The sequence below is a fragment of the Bacteroides fragilis NCTC 9343 genome (assembly GCF_000025985.1).
Classification (GTDB): domain Bacteria; phylum Bacteroidota; class Bacteroidia; order Bacteroidales; family Bacteroidaceae; genus Bacteroides; species Bacteroides fragilis.
The window spans coordinates 1529513-1547205 of record NC_003228.3 but is presented as its reverse complement, the minus strand read 5'-3'; the positions used below and the strand labels follow the sequence as shown (position 1 = coordinate 1547205).

Here is a 17693-nt window from a genome sequence, read left to right as displayed (position 1 = left end):
AACAAAATACAATCATTTAATTGATCTAATTATTCTTTCTATTGCATTATATATATAGATCAAAAATACAAATAAATATTAATTCCAAGAAATCAAAAAAAGTAGAAATCAGAATATAATGCAAATATAATAGCCTATATAGGCAGAAATAGAGATTATTCTGAAATAAAAATATTTCATAGACATAACCAAGAATAATATTAGAAAGGAAATAATATGTTTGAGTATAGAGACAAATTGACTAAGGAAGACTTTTATATCTATTAAATGAGACCTCTAATATTCCAAACATATCCGAAAGAACGTAAACTTTCCATTTAAACAAAAATCCCCCTCTGCCTTTAAAGACAGAGAGGGATTTCAACGCTTTATTCGTCAATATTCTATTTACGGAAAGGCGGTTTTACTACTACAGCTTTCAACTTACGTCCACGCATATCAATACATATTTCTGTACCGATCTTACTATATTCAGGTTTCACGTATCCCATACCAATACCAATCTTACGAATAGGAGACATTGTACCTGATGTTACTACCCCGATTTTATCACCTTCCGCTGTTGTCAACTCGTAACCATGACGAGGAATCCCCCGGTCAATCATTTCAAAGCCCACTAATTTGCGAACGGTGCCTTCAGCTTTTTGTTTTTCAAGCATCGAACGATTTGTAAAGTTCTTGCCGTCCACAAATTTAGTGATCCATCCCAGTCCGGCTTCAATAGGAGACGTAGTATCGTCCAAGTCATTACCGTACAGACAGAATCCCATTTCAAGACGAAGAGTATCACGCGCACCAAGCCCTATCGGTTTTATGCCAAACTCAGCTCCGGCTTCAAAAACTGCATCCCAAATCTTCATGGCAGCATCCGGATAAAAATATAGTTCAAATCCACCTGCTCCGGTATATCCCGTATTGGAAATAATCACATTCTTCTCACCGGCAAACTCACCGACTTTAAATGTATAATAAGGAATATCGGCAAGATTAATATCCGTCAATTTTTGCAGAGCTTGAATGGCTTTCGGACCTTGTACAGCAAGTTGTGCCATATTATCTGAAGAGTTTTCCAACTCAGCACCTTCCGTATTGTGAGAAATGCACCAGTTCCAGTCCTTCTCTATATTCGAAGCATTAACAACCAAAAGATATTTTTCCGGTTCATATTGATAGACCAGTAAGTCATCAACGATACCCCCGTCTTCATTTGGAAAACAAGTATATTGAATTTTACCCGGCACCAAAGCTGCCACATTATTTGAAGTCACTTTCTGCAAAAAATCCAACGCATGAGGACCTTTCACCCAAAATTCGCCCATGTGTGACACATCAAAAACACCGACACCGTTACAAACTGTAAGGTGTTCGTCGATGATACCCGAATACTCAATAGGCATGTTATATCCTGCAAACTCGTGCATCTTAGCACCAAGTGCAATATGTTTCTCGGTAAATGGAGTGGTTTTCATGAAATGAGAATTTAAGAATTATATAAATAATGATTACTTCGAAGCTACCAGTTCAGCGATCTTCACAATGACCTTCATTGCCTTTTCCATATTCTGGATGGGAACAAATTCATAGCGACCGTGAAAATTCAAGCCACCGGCAAAGATGTTGGGACAAGGTAACCCCTTGAATGATAATTGTGCGCCATCCGTTCCTCCACGAATAGGTTTCACATTCGGTTTCACCCCTACGGCTTCCATTGCAGCAAAAGCAGTGTCGATAATATGCATTACGGGTTCTATCTTTTCACGCATGTTATAGTACTGGTCACGCAATTCGAGCGTAGCAGTGCCTTCACCAAACTCTGCATTGATCTTATTCACCAAATGTTCTATCTCTTTTTTACGATCCTCAAATTTATTACGGTCATGGTCACGAATAATGTAGGATACAGTGCTCTGTTCCACATCTCCTTGGATACCGATTAAGTGGTAGAAACCCTCATATCCGGAAGTATGTTCCGGAGTCTCGTGCCGGGGAAGCATAGTAATAAACTGATTGGCTATACGGATCGAATTGATCATTTTATGTTTAGCATATCCCGGATGCACATTACGTCCTTTAAAAGTGATCTTGGCAGCGGCAGCATTGAAATTTTCAAATTCCAACTCTCCAACTTCTCCTCCGTCCATCGTATAAGCCCACTCACAACCGAACTTCTGAACATCAAACTTATGAGCACCCTCACCTATTTCTTCATCCGGATTGAAACCGATCCGAATTTTACCATGCTTAATTTCAGGATGCTCCTGCAGATAGACAACAGCTGATACTATTTCGGCAATACCTGCCTTATCATCTGCCCCTAACAGAGTTTTACCATTGGTAACAATCAGATCCTCACCCTTATGATCGAGCAACTCAGGAAACTGACTCGGTGAAAGTACGATATTCTCTTCGGCACAAAGCACAATATCCGAACCATCGTATTTTTCTACAATACGTGGAGTGACATTTTTTCCACTCATATCGGGACTCGTATCCATATGTGCTATAAAGCCGATGACAGGCAATTCTTTCTCTGTATTGGCAGGTAAAGTAGCAAAAAGATAACCGTTCTCGTCCAATGTTATATCTTCTAGCCCCAACGACTCCAACTCAGACTTTAGATATTCCGCAAATACCATTTGGCCCGGAGTGCTGGGGGTAAGTCTTGTCAGTTCATCCGACTGTGTATCAAAGCTTACGTACTTCAAAAAACGTTCTACTAAATTCATATCTTTAAAATTTAATAATTTGCTAAAATCTTATTTTTCACGCCTGTAAAGGTAAAAAAAGAGCCGTGAACTGCCAAGCAATTCACGGCTCTTTTTTTATACATAATCTTATATTCAGTCACTAATAGCCACTTAGAAACAACTGGATCCGTCAAAACAATGGGTACAAACTTTACACTTTGGCAATCCGATGGCTTCAATCAGTGTTTCAATCGTGTTGAATTTGAGAGACGAAAGTCCGAAACGCTTGGCGATGATGCCTACCATCTTCTCATATTCCGGCGAACCTGTAGTAGCATATTTATCCAGATTCTTATTTTCATCTCCCTCCAGTTCTTTTATTATCTGCCTGGTGATAAGTTCCATATCCGACTTTGAAGCCGTAAAACCAATAAACGGACAGCCATAAATAAGCGGTGGGCATCCGATACGCATATGTACCTCTTTTGCACCATAATCAAAAAGAATCTTCACATTATCATGCAACTGCGTACCACGCACAATGGAGTCATCACAAAAAATAATACGCTTATCTTGAAGCATAGCACGGTTAGGGATCAACTTCATCTTTGCCACCAAAGAACGTAATTCCTGCTTGCTCGGAGTAAAACTACGGGGCCAGGTAGGAGTATACTTGGTAATAGCACGATGATAAGGAATGCCTTTCCCTTCTGCATACCCCAATGCCTGCCCGATACCCGAATCCGGAATTCCACAAACACAATCAGCATCACAGTCATCTTGTTCACCCATTTTCAACCCGCTCGTAAAGCGTACCTCTTCTACATTCCGGCCTTCATAACATGAATTGGGAAAACCGTAATACACCCACAAAAATGAACAGATTTGCATTTTGTCATCAGGCTTGCGAAGTTGTTCAAGACGGTCAGCCTGCATACGGACTATTTCACCGGGTCCTAAATAGCGTTCTATTTCAAAATCAAGATTCGGAAAACTGTTAGATTCACTCGTGGCTGCATAAGCGCCCTCCTTTTTCCCGATAACAATAGGAGTACGTCCCCATTTATCTCGTGCGGCAATCACTCCATCTTCTGTCAACAGAAGCATAGAACACGAACCTTTTATATGGTTATATACATTCTCTATTCCTTCTACAAAATTTTTACCCTGAATAATCAATAAAGCGATAAGTTCCGTTTGATTGGTACTACCCGAACTAAGTTCGGCGAAATGCATGTTTTGTGAAAGTAGTTCCTCTTCGAGTTCTTTAAGGTTTGTGACCTTAGCAACCGTAACAATGGCAAATCTACCGAGATGTGAGTTAATAATAATAGGTTGGGCGTCTGTATCACTGATAATACCGATACCGGCATTTCCTTTAAATTTATCCAGTTCTTCCTCAAATTTGGTACGGAAATATGAACTCTGCAGGTTATGAATCGAGCGGATAAATCCCTGTTCTTCACTATATGTCGCAAGTCCTCCCCGTTTTGTTCCCAGGTGTGAGTTATAGTCTGTGCCGTAGAATAAATCGGTCACACAGCTCGTTTTCGAGACTGTTCCGAAAAAACCTCCCATATGATTCTTTTTTGATGTTGTTTTTAAAAAGATGGCGCAAAAGTACAAAAAAGATTCGTGTTGGCATAGGTTTCTCCTAGAAATCACTTTTTCAAACGTTCCTCCAGAAAAGCTTGTAAAATACGGGCATGATTATAAACCGGCTCCTTCGAAGCATACAAAAGAGTCACTGATTCACAGGATCGTATCCGGGATAAAAACTCGGACGTTTTATCAGAAGTTTCAAGTTCTTTTCGATACATCTCTGCAAACTCTTTCCAGTGTCCCGGAACATCGTCATGAAACCATTTTCTTAAATCAGATGAAGGAGTCAGTTCCTTTGCCCAATAGTCATACTTTAAATGTTCTTTTTTCATTCCGCGCGGCCAAAGGCGATCTACTAAAACACGATACCCATCTGTATCAGAAGGATCCTCATATACACGTTTTATTTTTATTTTAGTCATACCTAATCCTATTTTAATAAAATAACCCATAAAAGCCGAAAAGGTTTATTTTAAAAACACCCTCAAACGGGCACAAAAGGCTTTTCACGAAAGTTACAGACATAATCGATTAAACGACCTCCTTTATTTCTCATAACGGAAGTTACAAAAGATGAAATATAGAACATTCCTGTTTAACATACCCCTTACTAGTGCTACAAAGAGATCATAATAATGAATACCTATTTAATAAAGACAATATACTGAGAAACAAACAAATGGAAAAGTGATTCCACAGACAAATTGTCCGGATTTCATTCATAAGCATATAATCTTCTATTTCACAAAGCTTTGCATCTTTACAAAATCAGACAATCTTAAAATAAATGAAGAAATATTTGCAACCAACAAAAACTATTTATATTTTTGCGACCGTTTTGCGAATTAGGCGTATCAAACGCCGGATTATTAAAAACAATTATTGGCGAATAATAACAATTAATGTTTAACCAAACCAATTTAAAATTTAGAGAAATGAAAAAAAGTATTTTTATGTTTGCATTGGCAACATTGATGAGCGCAAGTGTATTTGCTCAAGACAATGATGCAAAACGTCTTCCGGGATATAAAACAACCTTTGAAGGCAATGGATTTTGGAACAACTGGTTCATGTCAGCAAACTTTGGTGCACAATCTCTGTTCGCAGAAAATTCAAAAGACGCTAAATTCAGAAACACAATCACTTTCATGCCGACACTTTCTGTAGGTAAATGGTTTAATCCTTACTGGGGAGTTCGTTTACAAGGTACAGGCGGTTCACTGCACGGATTTACTTCTGGCGCTAACTCAATGTTGCACTATCAATATGGTGCTGTTCACGCAGACTTTATGTTCGGACTGATCAACTTCTTTGCTCCTTATAAAGAAAACCGTCGTTTTGACATCGTTCCTTTTGCAGGTATTGGTGGAGCATTTATTCGTAAAGGCGACCAGTCGTTTACAATCAATGCAGGTATCCAGGCACGTTACCGTATCTCAAAACGTTTCGATATTAACGTTGAATACCAAGGAGCTATCTTGGATGACGATATGGTGGTTCGCGGTGGTTTCCCGAATGATGGAATCAGCGGTCTGACAGCCGGTGTTACTTTCCGTTTCGGCAAAACAGGTTTCAAGAAAGGCTACTCTTCACGTCAGTACAACGCTATCAAGAGCAACTACTCTGATCTGGAAGCAAACTACGCAACTTTGAAAAAAGAAAATGCTGCACAACAAGCTGAAATAGCAGAACTGAAAGCACGTAAACCGGAAATTGTCAAAGAAGAAACAATAATCGACAATTCTGAAATCAAGGCTCTTCCGAGTACAATTACTTTCCCATTCAACAGCAGCAAAATCGAGCTTTCACAGGAAGTTAGTATCTTCAATATTGCTGAATTCCTGAAAGCAAATCCAGAAATCCGTGTTCGTCTGACAGGTTATGCTGACAAACGTGGCTCAGAACAAGCCAACAGAATTGTTTCTGAAAGACGTGCCAATGCAGTAACTGAAGTGTTTGTCAACAAATACGGAATTGCAAAAGACCGTATCACTACAGAGTTCAAAGGTACCAGCACTAAGTTTGAAAATGATGACTGGAACCGCGCAGTAGTGGTAGAGCTGATCAAGTAATAACAATTATATTACCTTCAAAAAAGCGCATTGATTGAGAATATCAATGCGCTTTTATTTTAATGATCTTTTTTCAGCTCTGCCGCACATTCAGCACAACAGCCTTTCAAGACATAATTTATACTTCGTACAGCAAATCCCTCGGGTAAATCGACCACAGGAACGTGGATATTCTCAAGGCAAAAAGTCTTATGACAATATTCACAATAAAAATGTGTATGTAGATCCTTTACCGCACAAGTACATTCACTATCACAAACCGCATATTTCAAAGACCCTGTACCATCATCTACACTATGTGCCAAATGATGAGAGACAAACAAAGTAATCGTACGAAATATGGTCGACTTATCAACTGTATCCAGCTTATTTTCCAAATCAAGAAGTGAAACAGCCTGCTCCGTCTCCATCATGGCCTTTAAAACCAACATCCGTATGGCTGTAGGTTTTATGCCTCTCTGCTCCAATATCTTCAAACACAAATCTTCCATTATCATTTAATCATTTTCTGTATACGAACAGCATTCATAATTGCAATCAATGTAACACCAACATCCGCAAAGACAGCTTCCCACAAAGTAGCTATACCGCTTGCCCCTAAAATCAGCACCAACAACTTCACACCAAATGCCAACAATACATTTTGCCAGATAATCCGACGCGTACAACGCCCAACCTTAATAGCTGTTGCCACTTTCGAAGGCTGATCGGTCTGGATGACTACATCCGCCGTTTCAATGGCGGCATCGCTACCCAGTCCTCCCATAGCAATACCCACATCACTTAGAGCAAGTACCGGAGCATCATTCATCCCATCACCAACAAAAGCAATCTGATTGCCCTTCTCCTCCTTCAATCTCTCAATATGCTCCACCTTTCCCTCCGGCAGGAGATCACCATAAGCTTGAGTTATTCCCAACTTATTTGCAAAAATGCTAACAATACTCTGTTTATCGCCCGACAATATCTGAATATTCTTAATATTTAACTCTTTAAGTGCCTTGACAGTATCTGACGCATCGTCTTTTAACACATCCGATAAGATGATACAACCTATATATTTATCCCCGACAGCACATACAACCGTTGTTTCTGTTATTGAAAACACAGCCTTCGGAAACTCAATGGAATATTTCGATAACAATCTGGCATTACCTACCAGCACCCTTTTTCCATCAATCTCAGTCATCAACCCATAACCTGCAATCTCTTCTATATTCTTAGTGACAATCAGATCAATCCCTTTATCTTGAGCATAAGCTACAATAGCCCTGGCTATCGGATGGTTACTGTTTTTCTCAATGGAAGCCACTACACGCAATAAATCTTCTTCTGAAGTCCCGGGAACAACCCGACAAGATTCTACTTCGAAAACTCCTTTAGTCAGAGTACCTGTTTTATCGAATACGACTGTATTCACACGAGTTATGGCATCCAGATAATTTCCACCTTTAAACAGAATACCCAATCGGGATGCTGCCCCAATTCCCCCAAAATACCCTAATGGAATACTGATAACCAATGCACACGGGCAAGAAATCACCAGAAAAACCAATGCTTTATACAGCCAATCATTAAAAACAAACCCAAACAACGGATTTATAAATGAATAAATATATGGAATCAACACAATCAGAAATGCAAAGCCGATAACAATAGGAGTATAAACACGTGCAAATTTTCTAATAAACAATTCTGCAGGTGCCTTACGTTCGGAAGCATCCTCTACAAGTTCCAGAATACGAGCCAATGCACTTTTATCAAAAGGCTTTGTCACTTTCATCCGAATTACTTTGTCTGTGACAATCATACCTGCAAGTACCTCTTCTCCCCTACTAATATCCCGGGGAACACTCTCTCCGGTAAGAGCTGCCGTATTGAATGCCGCCACTTCATCCAACATTACTCCATCCAACGGTACACGCTCACCGGCTTTTATCTCAATAATTTCATTTATAAGAACCGATCTCGGATCCACCGTAACAATCTCATTACTTCTCACAACCACAGCCTTTTCAGGTCGAACATCCAGCAAAGCGCTGATATTACGCTTAGCCTTGTCTATCGCTTTATCCTGAAATAATTCACCAACCGAATAAAATAACATAACGGCAACTCCCTCCGGATATTCACCAATATAAAAAGCACCTAACGTTGCAACCGACATCAACGTAAACTCACTAAAGAAGTCTTTCTGAAGAATACTCTCCCATGCTTCTTTTATCACAGGTAAACCTACAGGCAGATAAGCCAGTATATACCAAACCAAAGATATCGTATTATCTCTGAAAAAAGCAACATCCAACTGATTCATTATTGCACCCGCTATCAACATTAATAATGAAAGTATTACCTTCCAATATTCCTTTATGAAGCCATTCGCTTCCCGACAGCTTTCTACTCGCACATTTGCATTCATTTCACATTTACAATGTCCCATAATCCAATCTACTATTAGGTTTATGATGCAAAGGTAGTAGTTTTCAAGTGCAACAAAGTTGCAAAAATTCTATCGGGAAAAGAATCAAGGATATTCAGAGACCGGAAGAAACATCTTCTTACATTAAGACAGGAGCAAGGAGTTTTACCAAAAAATATCCTCCGACAATTAGCCATAAATACAGCAAAGAAGCAAGTACAAATGGCTTGGCACCAGCTTTCTTAAATTTGTCGATACTGGTTTCCGCACCTAATGCAGTCATTGCCATAGTCAGCAAGAAAGTATCCAGATTATTGATAAAAGCTATTAAACTTTGTGGCAATAGATCAAAGGAATTAAAACCGATAACCGCTAAAAAACCGATAGCAAACCACGGAATAGATATGTCCTTCATACTACCTCCTTGTCCACCAGCTTTCACGGCAGCCCTGGATACCATAAAGCTGGTTATCAACAAAACAGGTACCAACATCATCACACGAATCATCTTCACGATAATAGCAACATCCGAAACCTCCTTCCCCATCGCATTTCCCGCACCAACAGTGTGCGCCACTTCATGCAACGTAGCACCAGTAAATATCCCCATCTCGTTGGGTGAAAGCACAAAAGTTCCATTTCTATATAATATAGGATAGATAAACATGGACAAAGTTCCGAAAATAACTACAGTAGAAACAGCTACCGCCGTTTTATATGGTTTTGTCTGAATGGTCGATTCGGCCCCTAAAATAGCCGCTGCACCACAAATTCCACTACCGATAGAAGTAAGTAACGCCACTCCACGATCCATTTTAAGCATACGACCGATTAAGATACCTCCAAGAATCGTTATGGTTACTACAATAGCATCAATCAATATCGCGGGCAGCCCCACCGCCAATACATCCTGAAAAGTCAACTTAAACCCATAGAGGATAATGCCTATCCGTAAAATACGTTTTGAACAGAACTGTATACCCGGTACCCACGTCTCAGGAAGGTTGTTTCGGAGACTGTTAGCATACAACATGCCCAAAATGATTCCGACAATCATCGGGCTGAAAGAGAGTTTCTTTATGAACTCCATGTCACCTATATAAAAGGCCGCACATGAAAACAGGGCTATCAACAAAACCCCGTGAAGCATACTGTTTCTTTTCTCGCTCAACATAAATGAATTTATTTATAGTGTCTTTAATTAGTACACTACAAAGGAAGCATTTTAAATTGAGAGACAAACACTTAATTTTTTTATCCCTTATAACCTATGGTTATTCACATCCACTGAAAAAGACAGCAAGAACAACCGGTATCTTGAAATAGCAACCACACTATTCAATTCAACATGTGATTCTCCGGTGCATCCGCCAATGATAAAATCACTGCAAAACAACTTCCTTTACCTTTTTCAGAGTGTACTTTTATACATCCCGACAACCGCTCGATAATAACTTTAGAGATGGCAAGACCAAGACCACTTCCCTGTTCAAACTCGTCAGTTTTATAGAAACGCTCAAAAATCATCATAAGTTCCTTTTCATCAATTCCCTTACCACTATCTTCCACATATATACGAACCTCCCTATGCTTCTTGTCTACTTTACACCCCAAAGCGATATATCCATTTTGGGTAAACTTGTTAGCATTATTCAAAAAGTTTGAAATAACCTGAGCAAAACGGAGACGATCTGTATGAACAGGCACAGGAACAGTATCATCCAATTCGAGACGAAACTGTAAAGAAGGCCGGATTAAGGGTTGGTACGTCTTATAAATCTCTTTGACAATATCTGTCATATTCCATTCCTTCATGTCAAAATCCAGACTTCCGGAATCTAGGCGGGAAATTTCCAGTACATCATTAATGAGCTTCAAGAGCAATTCATTATTATGATTGATAATCTCAAGCATACTCGCCTTTTCATCCGGATCAATCTCCTCGGAGCCTTCACCCAACAATACATTTGTAAACCCCACAATGGCATTGAGTGGAGTACGGATTTCATGACTCATATTATTAAGGAAAGATTGTTTCAGTTCAGCTTTCTCAGCCATTTGTTTCGCCACAATCAACTGATGCTCACGTTCTACCGACTCTTGAATATTCTGCATGATTCCCGCCAGCATCATCTCTCCTTTAATATCCTTCAGACTGCGGCATCGTAATTCATACCATTGATAACCTTTCTTTTCATCAAAACGGAAACGTACCCGTTGTATTTCTACACCCGGAGATTTGCACAACGCTTCATAAAAAGAACTTAATAACTGCGAGTCATCAGGATGTACATACTCCAAAAAATCAGTTCTCTTAAACTTCCTTTTTTCTACTCCTGTCAGACGCGCATAATTATCATCAAACTCGATATCACTTCCCTGCATATTCCAAAGCGAAATCTGTCCTCCATCCGCAGAAAGAGTCAAACGCTTGTGTGCTTCTTCCAATATTTTCAAGTTTTTGCGTTCAATCAGCGAACGCCGCCGAGTATGCAGCAAACTGACGGAAATAAAAATGAATGCAAAGACAAATAATACCCCCAATAAATAAAATTCCTCACGATAATGATCATAAATAGGATAATTAATAATACGCACATTCTTGCCCACGTTTTTAATATCATAACCATTATAAGTAGAAAAAACGCTCCAATCAAGTACATATTCTTTTCTCAAATCCCTTATTTTAGGCATACCTATTTTTTCTTTATTCATCAACCGGGTAGACAGATCGGCTGCAGCCTGCACAGAAATCTCTTTGGTGGCCATATAGCCGCCAACAATTTTATTTCCTTCTCCGAATCCGGCATGTACACAACTAAATGAAGGTATGCTTAAGGCATTCACTATCGGAAACGATACCATATCGAATTTATCAAGCAGAAATGCTTTCTTCCCCTGCTCACTTTTTGAATTTTCCATCATTACAAGCAAAGAAGCACCTTTAATATACCGGAAGGGGCAAAGGCTTATTGTCAACTCATTCTTTTTTATCCGGTTATTTGCTACGGCAGGCATCAGATTATAAAACTCAATCATTTCTCTCATTTCTTTATATTCATACTCCATGGAGAATGCTGATTTATGTCCCAGAATCTGTACATCTTTTCTATCAACCACCTGATTTAATAAGTCAAAAGATTTATGACCGAGAGGCGTCAAGTCAATGTTATAAACGATTTCCAGACCAACATGTGGCTGCAAAGACCTTATAAATTCCATATTATGCTTAAAGTCGGGGGTATCTCTTAGAGCATATACTTTTCTGGACTCATATTTTTTCAAAAGGTTTTCATCAGGAAAATGCACATTACAAGCTACCACCGGAACAGAATAGAGCAAAGGATGTCGAGTCGATAATAAAGAATGGGTAGCCTGATCTCCCATCACCATAATAAGATCTATCGGCTTACTTTTCAGTACACCAAGATAATTACCGATGTGTTCCATCTCGACAGCCTGACCGAAACGGTTACAATCAAGATAGTATTTATCAAATATAGGTTCTACACCCTTCGACCTAAATTCTTTCTTCAGCAGTTCTTCAAATTGTCCCCGGTCAGCCTCTTTTTTTGAACAAGAATAGATAAGAGAAATATGTTTTTCGTTTCGATGGTTGGTTACATACCATTGTTTGAAATTATACCCACATAAAAAGCCCCCCAACAAAAGAATGGAGGCAAAAATATACTTAAATTTAGGATTTATGAATTCCATAGTTAATTCTCTATCCAGGCAAAAGTAACATAAATTTAATTAATAAAGCAATATCTGACTAGAAAATGGCAATTGAATTCCATCTTTTATTCTTATTAGTATCCGGACTTTTCTCAATCCTATTTCTTAGCTTTTTTCTTGTAAACCCGATATCTTTTTAATATCTTTATCCCGATTATCAATAAATTTATGATTACCCTGTTCCAATCTACTTAATAACCTTTTTAACTAACCACAATGAACAATAGAATAGTTAGCCGAAGTTTGATGGGAGCCCTCTGCAGTGCATGTTTCACAACAGTAAGTGCACAAGAACGCCCCAATATCATTGTTTTTTTAGTCGACGACATGGGATTAATGGACACCTCCGTTCCCTTTGTTACGGACAAAAACGGAAATGCACAGAGACAACCGTTAAACGATTGGTATCGTACTCCCAATATGGAGCGCCTGGCAAACCAGGGAATCCGCTTTTCTACTTTTTATGCACAAAGCGTGAGTTCCCCTTCCAGAGCATCCATCATGACCGGGCAAAATGCGGCCCGTCACCGCACTACGAACTGGATCAATGCGGAAAGCAACAACCGCACTCCATACGGACCATTCGATTGGAATTGGAAAGGGCTCACTCATCAGGATATGATCTATCCCTATTTATTACAACAAGCCGGATACAAAACGATCCATGTGGGTAAAGCACACTTCGGATGTCTGAAAAGCGAAGGAGAAAACCCTACGAATCTGGGCTTTGATGTCAACATAGCCGGTTCGGCAATCGGCCATCCGGGTAGTTATCATGGAGAAAACGGGTACGGCTGGATCAAGGGTCAAAGAGCAAGAGCCGTGCCCGACTTGGAACAATATCACAAAACTCACACCTTCTTAAGTGATGCACTCACATTAGAAGCCGGTAAAGAGATAGAAAAAGCCGTTGCAGAAAAAAAGCCTTTCTATCTAAACATGGCACACTATGCCGTTCACTCTCCATTCGAAACCGATGAACGCTTCATCAGCCACTATACCGATCCAAACAAATCTCAACAAGCACGCGCTTTTGCCACCCTGATCGAAGGTATGGATAAATCGCTGGGAGACATTCTGGATAAACTCGAAGATATGGGGATAGCGGAAAATACTCTGATCATCTTTTTGGGAGATAATGGTGGTGATGCACCACTCGGGGATGCTGCCGATTATGGTTCATCTGCCCCATTCAAGGGAAAAAAAGGATCGGAATATGAGGGGGGAGTCCGTGTTCCTTTCATTGTCAGCTGGGCACATCCCAACCCAAACAATAAATTCCAAAAGGCATATCCTATAGCCCAGAATGCCATACAAACCCAAATGGGAACGGTTATGGATATATATCCAACCGTACTTTCTGTTGCGGGTGTCAAACCTGCTCCCAACCATATCTTAGACGGAGCCGATTTAAGAAAACTGTTAAAGGGAAAGAGAGATAAAAAGCATCGTGATGATTTCTTAATGCATTTCCCACATGAGCATCGCGGCAGCTATTTCACCTCTTATCGTAAGGGAGACTGGAAATTTATCTATTATTATAACCCACAGACTCCGGAGGCGCCTACCTATAAACTGTTTAACCTCTCAGAAGATCCTTACGAAAAAAATGATCTGTCAAAAACAAACCAACAAAAAGCGAAAGAACTCTTCCGTCTAATGGTTCAAAGGCTGGAAAAAGAACAAGCTCTCTATCCGGTAGATGCCGATAAAAACGTATTGAGTCCGATATTTGTTGCCGAATAATCCCCAAGACAGGGATCTTGTAACAATATTTGCAACACGGGTTACACGGATTATCACAGACTGAAAGCAAATAAAGCAGTGCTTGTCTTGATAATCCGTGTAATTCGTATTGCCTTTTCAGGATTTAAAGTCTTTCACTGCTTTCTTCAGCCTTTCTAAATCCAGTTCTCCGGATTGCCTCCAAAGCTGTTCTCCCTTTCTCATTAAAATAAATGTCGGAACCGATTCGATCGTATAGAAATTAGCCAAAGCATCTTCCTGATCGATATCGATCTGTACTACCTCGAGAGTCCCTTCCATAAGTTTCTTGAATTCTTCTACAACGGGCTGCATACGTTTGCAATGAGGACACCACGTAGCATAAAATTCTGCCATTACCCAATCAGCAGTTGCTAATTTTTCCCTGTTCCGTTTTTGACGGGCTTCTTTTTTCTCTTCCATATCGGTATGTTTTTAAATAACTTACTGCACTCCGAAACAATGCCCAAAGAGAAAAGTTTGTGATATAACATTTATTTAAGCTATAGCGGCCTAAAGAATTTAGATCTAAGCCATGGGAAAATGTTTTTCTTTAATTTGATAAGAACCGGATAACTGTAAGTATAACTTCGGCATATCACTCCTTGAAAGTTGGAGCACGAAGTTCCCAAAAAGCCACAGAAGCAGCAGCCGCCACATTAAGTGAATCTACACTATGCGACATAGGGATGCGAACCACATAATCGGCTTCGGAAATTGTCTCGTACGGCAGTCCGTCTCCTTCGGTACCCATTATGATAGCCAACTTGGGCTCAGTCTTCAAAACCGGATCATCGATAGAGATGGAATCATCAGTAAGTGCCATAGCAGCCGTACGAAATCCCAAATCGCCAAGCCTGCTGAGAGAACCATCTATCCAAGTCCATGATACAAGAAATATTGACCCCATAGATACCCTGACCGCACGGCGATTGAGCGGATCACAAGAGTTCCGCGTCAGCAAAACAGCATCTATGCCGAGGGCAGCAGCCGAACGAAAAATAGCTCCGATGTTAGTGGTGTCAACAACTCCATCTATTACCACGATACGTTTGGCTTCGCGGCATACTTCCTCCACACTTCTTAATTCAGGACGCCGCATGGCACAAAGCACTCCGCGGGTAAGTGTATATCCGGTGAGTAAAGCAAGTATATCACGCTTGCCTGTATAGACAGGAATATCACCACAACGCTCAATGATAACGGCAGCGTCACCGATGATATGTTTTTGCTCACATAAAATAGCCAAAGGTTCATAACCGGCGTCTAAAGCAACTTGAATAACCTTGGGGCTTTCTGCTATAAAAATTCCCCGGTCGGAATCGATGCGATTACGCAACTGGGCTTCAGTAAGGGTACTGAATATCTCTACTCCGGGATGAGACAAGGATGATATTTCTATGATAGGCATTCTCTTTGATTTGATTAACTCTATGATTTTTCCTTTTTCAATTGTAATATGTGCAGAAAGTGTCAATACAAACACTCCCCTACCTGCCTCCCGTTATAGCTATCTTGATAACTCCTTCCAGCTTGTTTTCAAAGATACGATAAGCTTCCTCTATTTCGTTCAACGGAAACCTATGCGTAATAAGAGGAGTAGTGTCTATCCTGCCTTGCTCAATCAGACTGAGAATCTCAGCACAATCGCAACCATCTACCCCACCTGTTTTGAAGATCAAGTTCTTGCCATACATATCGGGCAAAGGTAAAAACTGAGGTTTGTCATAAAGGGCTACGATGGTAACGATGGCATTGGGGCGGGCACACTCCCACGCCAGACGGAAAGTTTCTTCGGAACCCGCCACTTCCAACACGACATCCGCTCCACCATGATCGCTGTTGCAGAGTACAAAATCCCTACAGTTTTCAGGTTCTGTCACCAGCACGTCAGGATAATGTTCACGAACAAACCGGATTCTCTCAGCAGACCGTTCACAAACAATAATGCGCCGTGGCTTCTTTAACATCACACAGAGCAAAGTACAGATTCCGGTAGGGCCGGCACCTATAATCAAAACCGTATCATCTTCGGATATCTCCGAAATGCGGGTAGCCCAGAACCCCGTCGCAAGCACATCACCTACAAACAGAGCTTGTTCATCACTGACATTATCGGGAATACGATTCAATCCCTGCTCGGCATACGGAACCCTGACATATTCCGCCTGTCCGCCATCAATACGGCAACCTAATGCCCATCCTCCGTCGGGGTCAGTACAGTTGTTCACATATCCGTGCCGACAAAAGAAACATTCTCCACAAAAGGTTTCGACATTGACTGTCACTCTATCACCGGGTCTGACGGAAATGACGCCGGAGCCTACTTCCTCCACAATGCCCACCATCTCGTGGCCGACTGTAATACCAGGAACTGCACGCGGAACACTGCCATGTTTAATATGAAGATCACTGGTGCAGATACTGCCAAGTGTTACACGTACGATTGCATCCCGGGCATCTTTTATTTGTGGCCTCAACTTCTCCAAAAGTTCAAACTTCCCATGTTCGACATATGTATATGCAAGCATTATATCTCCTCCTGATTAATCAATATATCCATATATGCAGCAAAAATAGTGATTTCATCGGTAAAACATATACTTTAATATCTGTTTCTGACTCATGGATAGCATCACTTCACCGGATAGAGTATGTTTTCTGTGTACCCTTCCCTGGAGCATTGCCACTTCAATATCGGCCTGTTTCCCCGTTTCTTTCTATAATTAAGTATACTTTTACAAGTGGTATGCCGTACATTTTTATCAGAATTACGCCAACATTGCATCGTGTCTTTTTGTTTTCTTTAAAGTATGGAGAACGGGATTAAAAAAATATTAAGAGATAAATACGGACTTTTTGAAAAAGATATAGAAATATTGCTTGAAAAGTTCACAAAATTTTCTGTGCCCAAGAGAGAGATTATCCTTCAAGAAAGGCAAACAGATCACTATATCTATTTTGTTGAGAAAGGGATTGTAAAAAGTACGATTCTAAGAGAGGGCAGAGAATTTATCATATTTTTTGCATTAGAAAATGATGTCCCACTCAGTTCACCCAACCTGACAGAGAGCAGACAATCACTATATACTTTAGAGGCAGTAGATACTTGTATTTTATGGAGAATCTCCCGTAAAGACTTAGCCACCTCATTCAAAGACTCTCTTAATTTATCCAATTGGGGAAGAATGATTCTTCAGGAATGGCTTACTTCATCTTCTTTCTATTTTTCATCTATCCACTGGATGAGCAAGAAAGAACAATATCAATATCTACTTAAAGAAATGCCCAAACTGATACAAAGATTATCAATGAGAGACCTCTCCGCATGGCTGGACATAACTCCACAATCCTTAAGTAGAATCAGGGCCGATATGCATTAATTACCTTTTGGTAACTTTTCATTCTTCC

General features: G+C 40.2%; 14 protein-coding genes. 3 read left to right on the top strand and 11 right to left on the bottom strand.

Annotated features, from left to right (window positions below; genetic code table 11):
* Positions 1-383 precede the first annotated feature (383 nt).
* The 4 genes from gcvT to BF9343_RS05960 form a co-directional block, all read right to left on the bottom strand.
* On the bottom strand, positions 384-1469 hold the full coding sequence (gcvT, locus tag BF9343_RS05975; protein WP_005795559.1) for a glycine cleavage system aminomethyltransferase GcvT: 1086 nt from the start codon (positions 1467-1469) through the stop codon (positions 384-386).
* 33 nt (positions 1470-1502) lie between these two features.
* Positions 1503-2726 (bottom strand): peptidase T, encoded by a 1224-nt coding sequence (pepT, locus tag BF9343_RS05970; RefSeq protein ID WP_005786005.1) that lies wholly within the window; start codon positions 2724-2726, stop codon positions 1503-1505.
* A 132-nt stretch (positions 2727-2858) separates the two neighbouring features.
* Complete coding sequence (locus BF9343_RS05965) at positions 2859-4265, bottom strand: amidophosphoribosyltransferase (protein ID WP_005786004.1); 1407 nt, start codon at positions 4263-4265, stop codon at positions 2859-2861.
* An 83-nt stretch (positions 4266-4348) separates the two neighbouring features.
* Entirely contained in the window at positions 4349-4711 is a 363-nt protein-coding gene (locus BF9343_RS05960; RefSeq protein WP_008768120.1) for a DUF488 domain-containing protein, read from the bottom strand.
* Positions 4712-5224: 513 nt separating this feature from the next.
* Here BF9343_RS05960 and BF9343_RS05955 point away from each other — a divergent pair.
* On the top strand, positions 5225-6361 hold the full coding sequence (locus tag BF9343_RS05955) for an OmpA family protein (protein WP_008659068.1): 1137 nt from the start codon (positions 5225-5227) through the stop codon (positions 6359-6361).
* 59 nt (positions 6362-6420) lie between these two features.
* Here the strand turns inward: BF9343_RS05955 and BF9343_RS05950 are convergent, their stop codons facing one another.
* From BF9343_RS05950 to BF9343_RS05935, 4 genes are all read right to left on the bottom strand, one after another.
* A complete protein-coding gene (locus BF9343_RS05950) occupies positions 6421-6852 on the bottom strand; it encodes a Fur family transcriptional regulator (RefSeq protein ID WP_005786001.1) in 432 nt (143 codons plus the stop codon).
* A gap of 2 nt (positions 6853-6854) precedes the next feature.
* A complete protein-coding gene (locus tag BF9343_RS05945) occupies positions 6855-8801 on the bottom strand; it encodes a heavy metal translocating P-type ATPase (RefSeq protein WP_010992420.1) in 1947 nt (648 codons plus the stop codon).
* A 118-nt stretch (positions 8802-8919) separates the two neighbouring features.
* On the bottom strand, positions 8920-9954 hold the full coding sequence (locus BF9343_RS05940; RefSeq protein WP_005785999.1) for a YeiH family protein: 1035 nt from the start codon (positions 9952-9954) through the stop codon (positions 8920-8922).
* A gap of 164 nt (positions 9955-10118) precedes the next feature.
* Positions 10119-12497: a sensor histidine kinase gene (locus BF9343_RS05935; protein WP_010992418.1), complete on the bottom strand. Its 2379-nt coding sequence runs from the start codon at positions 12495-12497 to the stop codon at positions 10119-10121.
* A gap of 237 nt (positions 12498-12734) precedes the next feature.
* On the opposite strand from BF9343_RS05935, the gene BF9343_RS05930 reads away from it, so the two are divergent.
* Positions 12735-14264 carry a sulfatase gene (locus tag BF9343_RS05930; RefSeq protein ID WP_010992417.1) on the top strand — a complete coding sequence of 510 codons (1530 nt, stop codon included), beginning with the start codon at positions 12735-12737 and terminating at the stop codon, positions 14262-14264.
* Between the two features lie 117 nt (positions 14265-14381).
* On the opposite strand, the gene BF9343_RS05925 is transcribed toward BF9343_RS05930, so the two are convergent.
* The 3 genes from BF9343_RS05925 to BF9343_RS05915 form a co-directional block, all read right to left on the bottom strand.
* The gene (locus tag BF9343_RS05925; protein WP_005795584.1) at positions 14382-14705 is read right to left on the bottom strand and encodes a thioredoxin family protein; all 324 of its coding nucleotides are present in this window, start codon (positions 14703-14705) and stop codon (positions 14382-14384) included.
* Positions 14706-14880: 175 nt separating this feature from the next.
* Complete coding sequence (locus BF9343_RS05920; protein ID WP_005785995.1) at positions 14881-15693, bottom strand: TrmH family RNA methyltransferase; 813 nt, start codon at positions 15691-15693, stop codon at positions 14881-14883.
* Positions 15694-15772: 79 nt separating this feature from the next.
* Positions 15773-16813 (bottom strand): alcohol dehydrogenase, encoded by a 1041-nt coding sequence (locus tag BF9343_RS05915; RefSeq protein ID WP_005785994.1) that lies wholly within the window; start codon positions 16811-16813, stop codon positions 15773-15775.
* Positions 16814-17095: 282 nt separating this feature from the next.
* On the opposite strand from BF9343_RS05915, the gene BF9343_RS05910 reads away from it, so the two are divergent.
* Positions 17096-17665 carry a Crp/Fnr family transcriptional regulator gene (locus BF9343_RS05910; RefSeq protein ID WP_009291811.1) on the top strand — a complete coding sequence of 190 codons (570 nt, stop codon included), beginning with the start codon at positions 17096-17098 and terminating at the stop codon, positions 17663-17665.
* Positions 17666-17693: the final 28 nt, after the last annotated feature.

Bases quoted from the DNA above. Each gene is read 5' to 3' on its own strand.
- gcvT (WP_005795559.1), bottom strand. From the start codon at position 1,469: ATGAAAACCACTCCATTTACCGAGAAACATATTGCACTTGGTGCTAAG.
- pepT (WP_005786005.1), bottom strand. From the start codon at position 2,726: ATGAATTTAGTAGAACGTTTTTTGAAGTACGTAAGCTTTGATACACAG.
- BF9343_RS05965 (WP_005786004.1), bottom strand. From the start codon at position 4,265: ATGGGAGGTTTTTTCGGAACAGTCTCGAAAACGAGCTGTGTGACCGAT.
- BF9343_RS05960 (WP_008768120.1), bottom strand. From the start codon at position 4,711: ATGACTAAAATAAAAATAAAACGTGTATATGAGGATCCTTCTGATACA.
- BF9343_RS05955 (WP_008659068.1), top strand. From the start codon at position 5,225: ATGAAAAAAAGTATTTTTATGTTTGCATTGGCAACATTGATGAGCGCA.
- BF9343_RS05950 (WP_005786001.1), bottom strand. From the start codon at position 6,852: ATGGAAGATTTGTGTTTGAAGATATTGGAGCAGAGAGGCATAAAACCT.
- BF9343_RS05945 (WP_010992420.1), bottom strand. From the start codon at position 8,801: ATGGGACATTGTAAATGTGAAATGAATGCAAATGTGCGAGTAGAAAGC.
- BF9343_RS05940 (WP_005785999.1), bottom strand. From the start codon at position 9,954: ATGTTGAGCGAGAAAAGAAACAGTATGCTTCACGGGGTTTTGTTGATA.
- BF9343_RS05935 (WP_010992418.1), bottom strand. From the start codon at position 12,497: ATGGAATTCATAAATCCTAAATTTAAGTATATTTTTGCCTCCATTCTT.
- BF9343_RS05930 (WP_010992417.1), top strand. From the start codon at position 12,735: ATGAACAATAGAATAGTTAGCCGAAGTTTGATGGGAGCCCTCTGCAGT.
- BF9343_RS05925 (WP_005795584.1), bottom strand. From the start codon at position 14,705: ATGGAAGAGAAAAAAGAAGCCCGTCAAAAACGGAACAGGGAAAAATTA.
- BF9343_RS05920 (WP_005785995.1), bottom strand. From the start codon at position 15,693: ATGCCTATCATAGAAATATCATCCTTGTCTCATCCCGGAGTAGAGATA.
- BF9343_RS05915 (WP_005785994.1), bottom strand. From the start codon at position 16,813: ATGCTTGCATATACATATGTCGAACATGGGAAGTTTGAACTTTTGGAG.
- BF9343_RS05910 (WP_009291811.1), top strand. From the start codon at position 17,096: ATGGAGAACGGGATTAAAAAAATATTAAGAGATAAATACGGACTTTTT.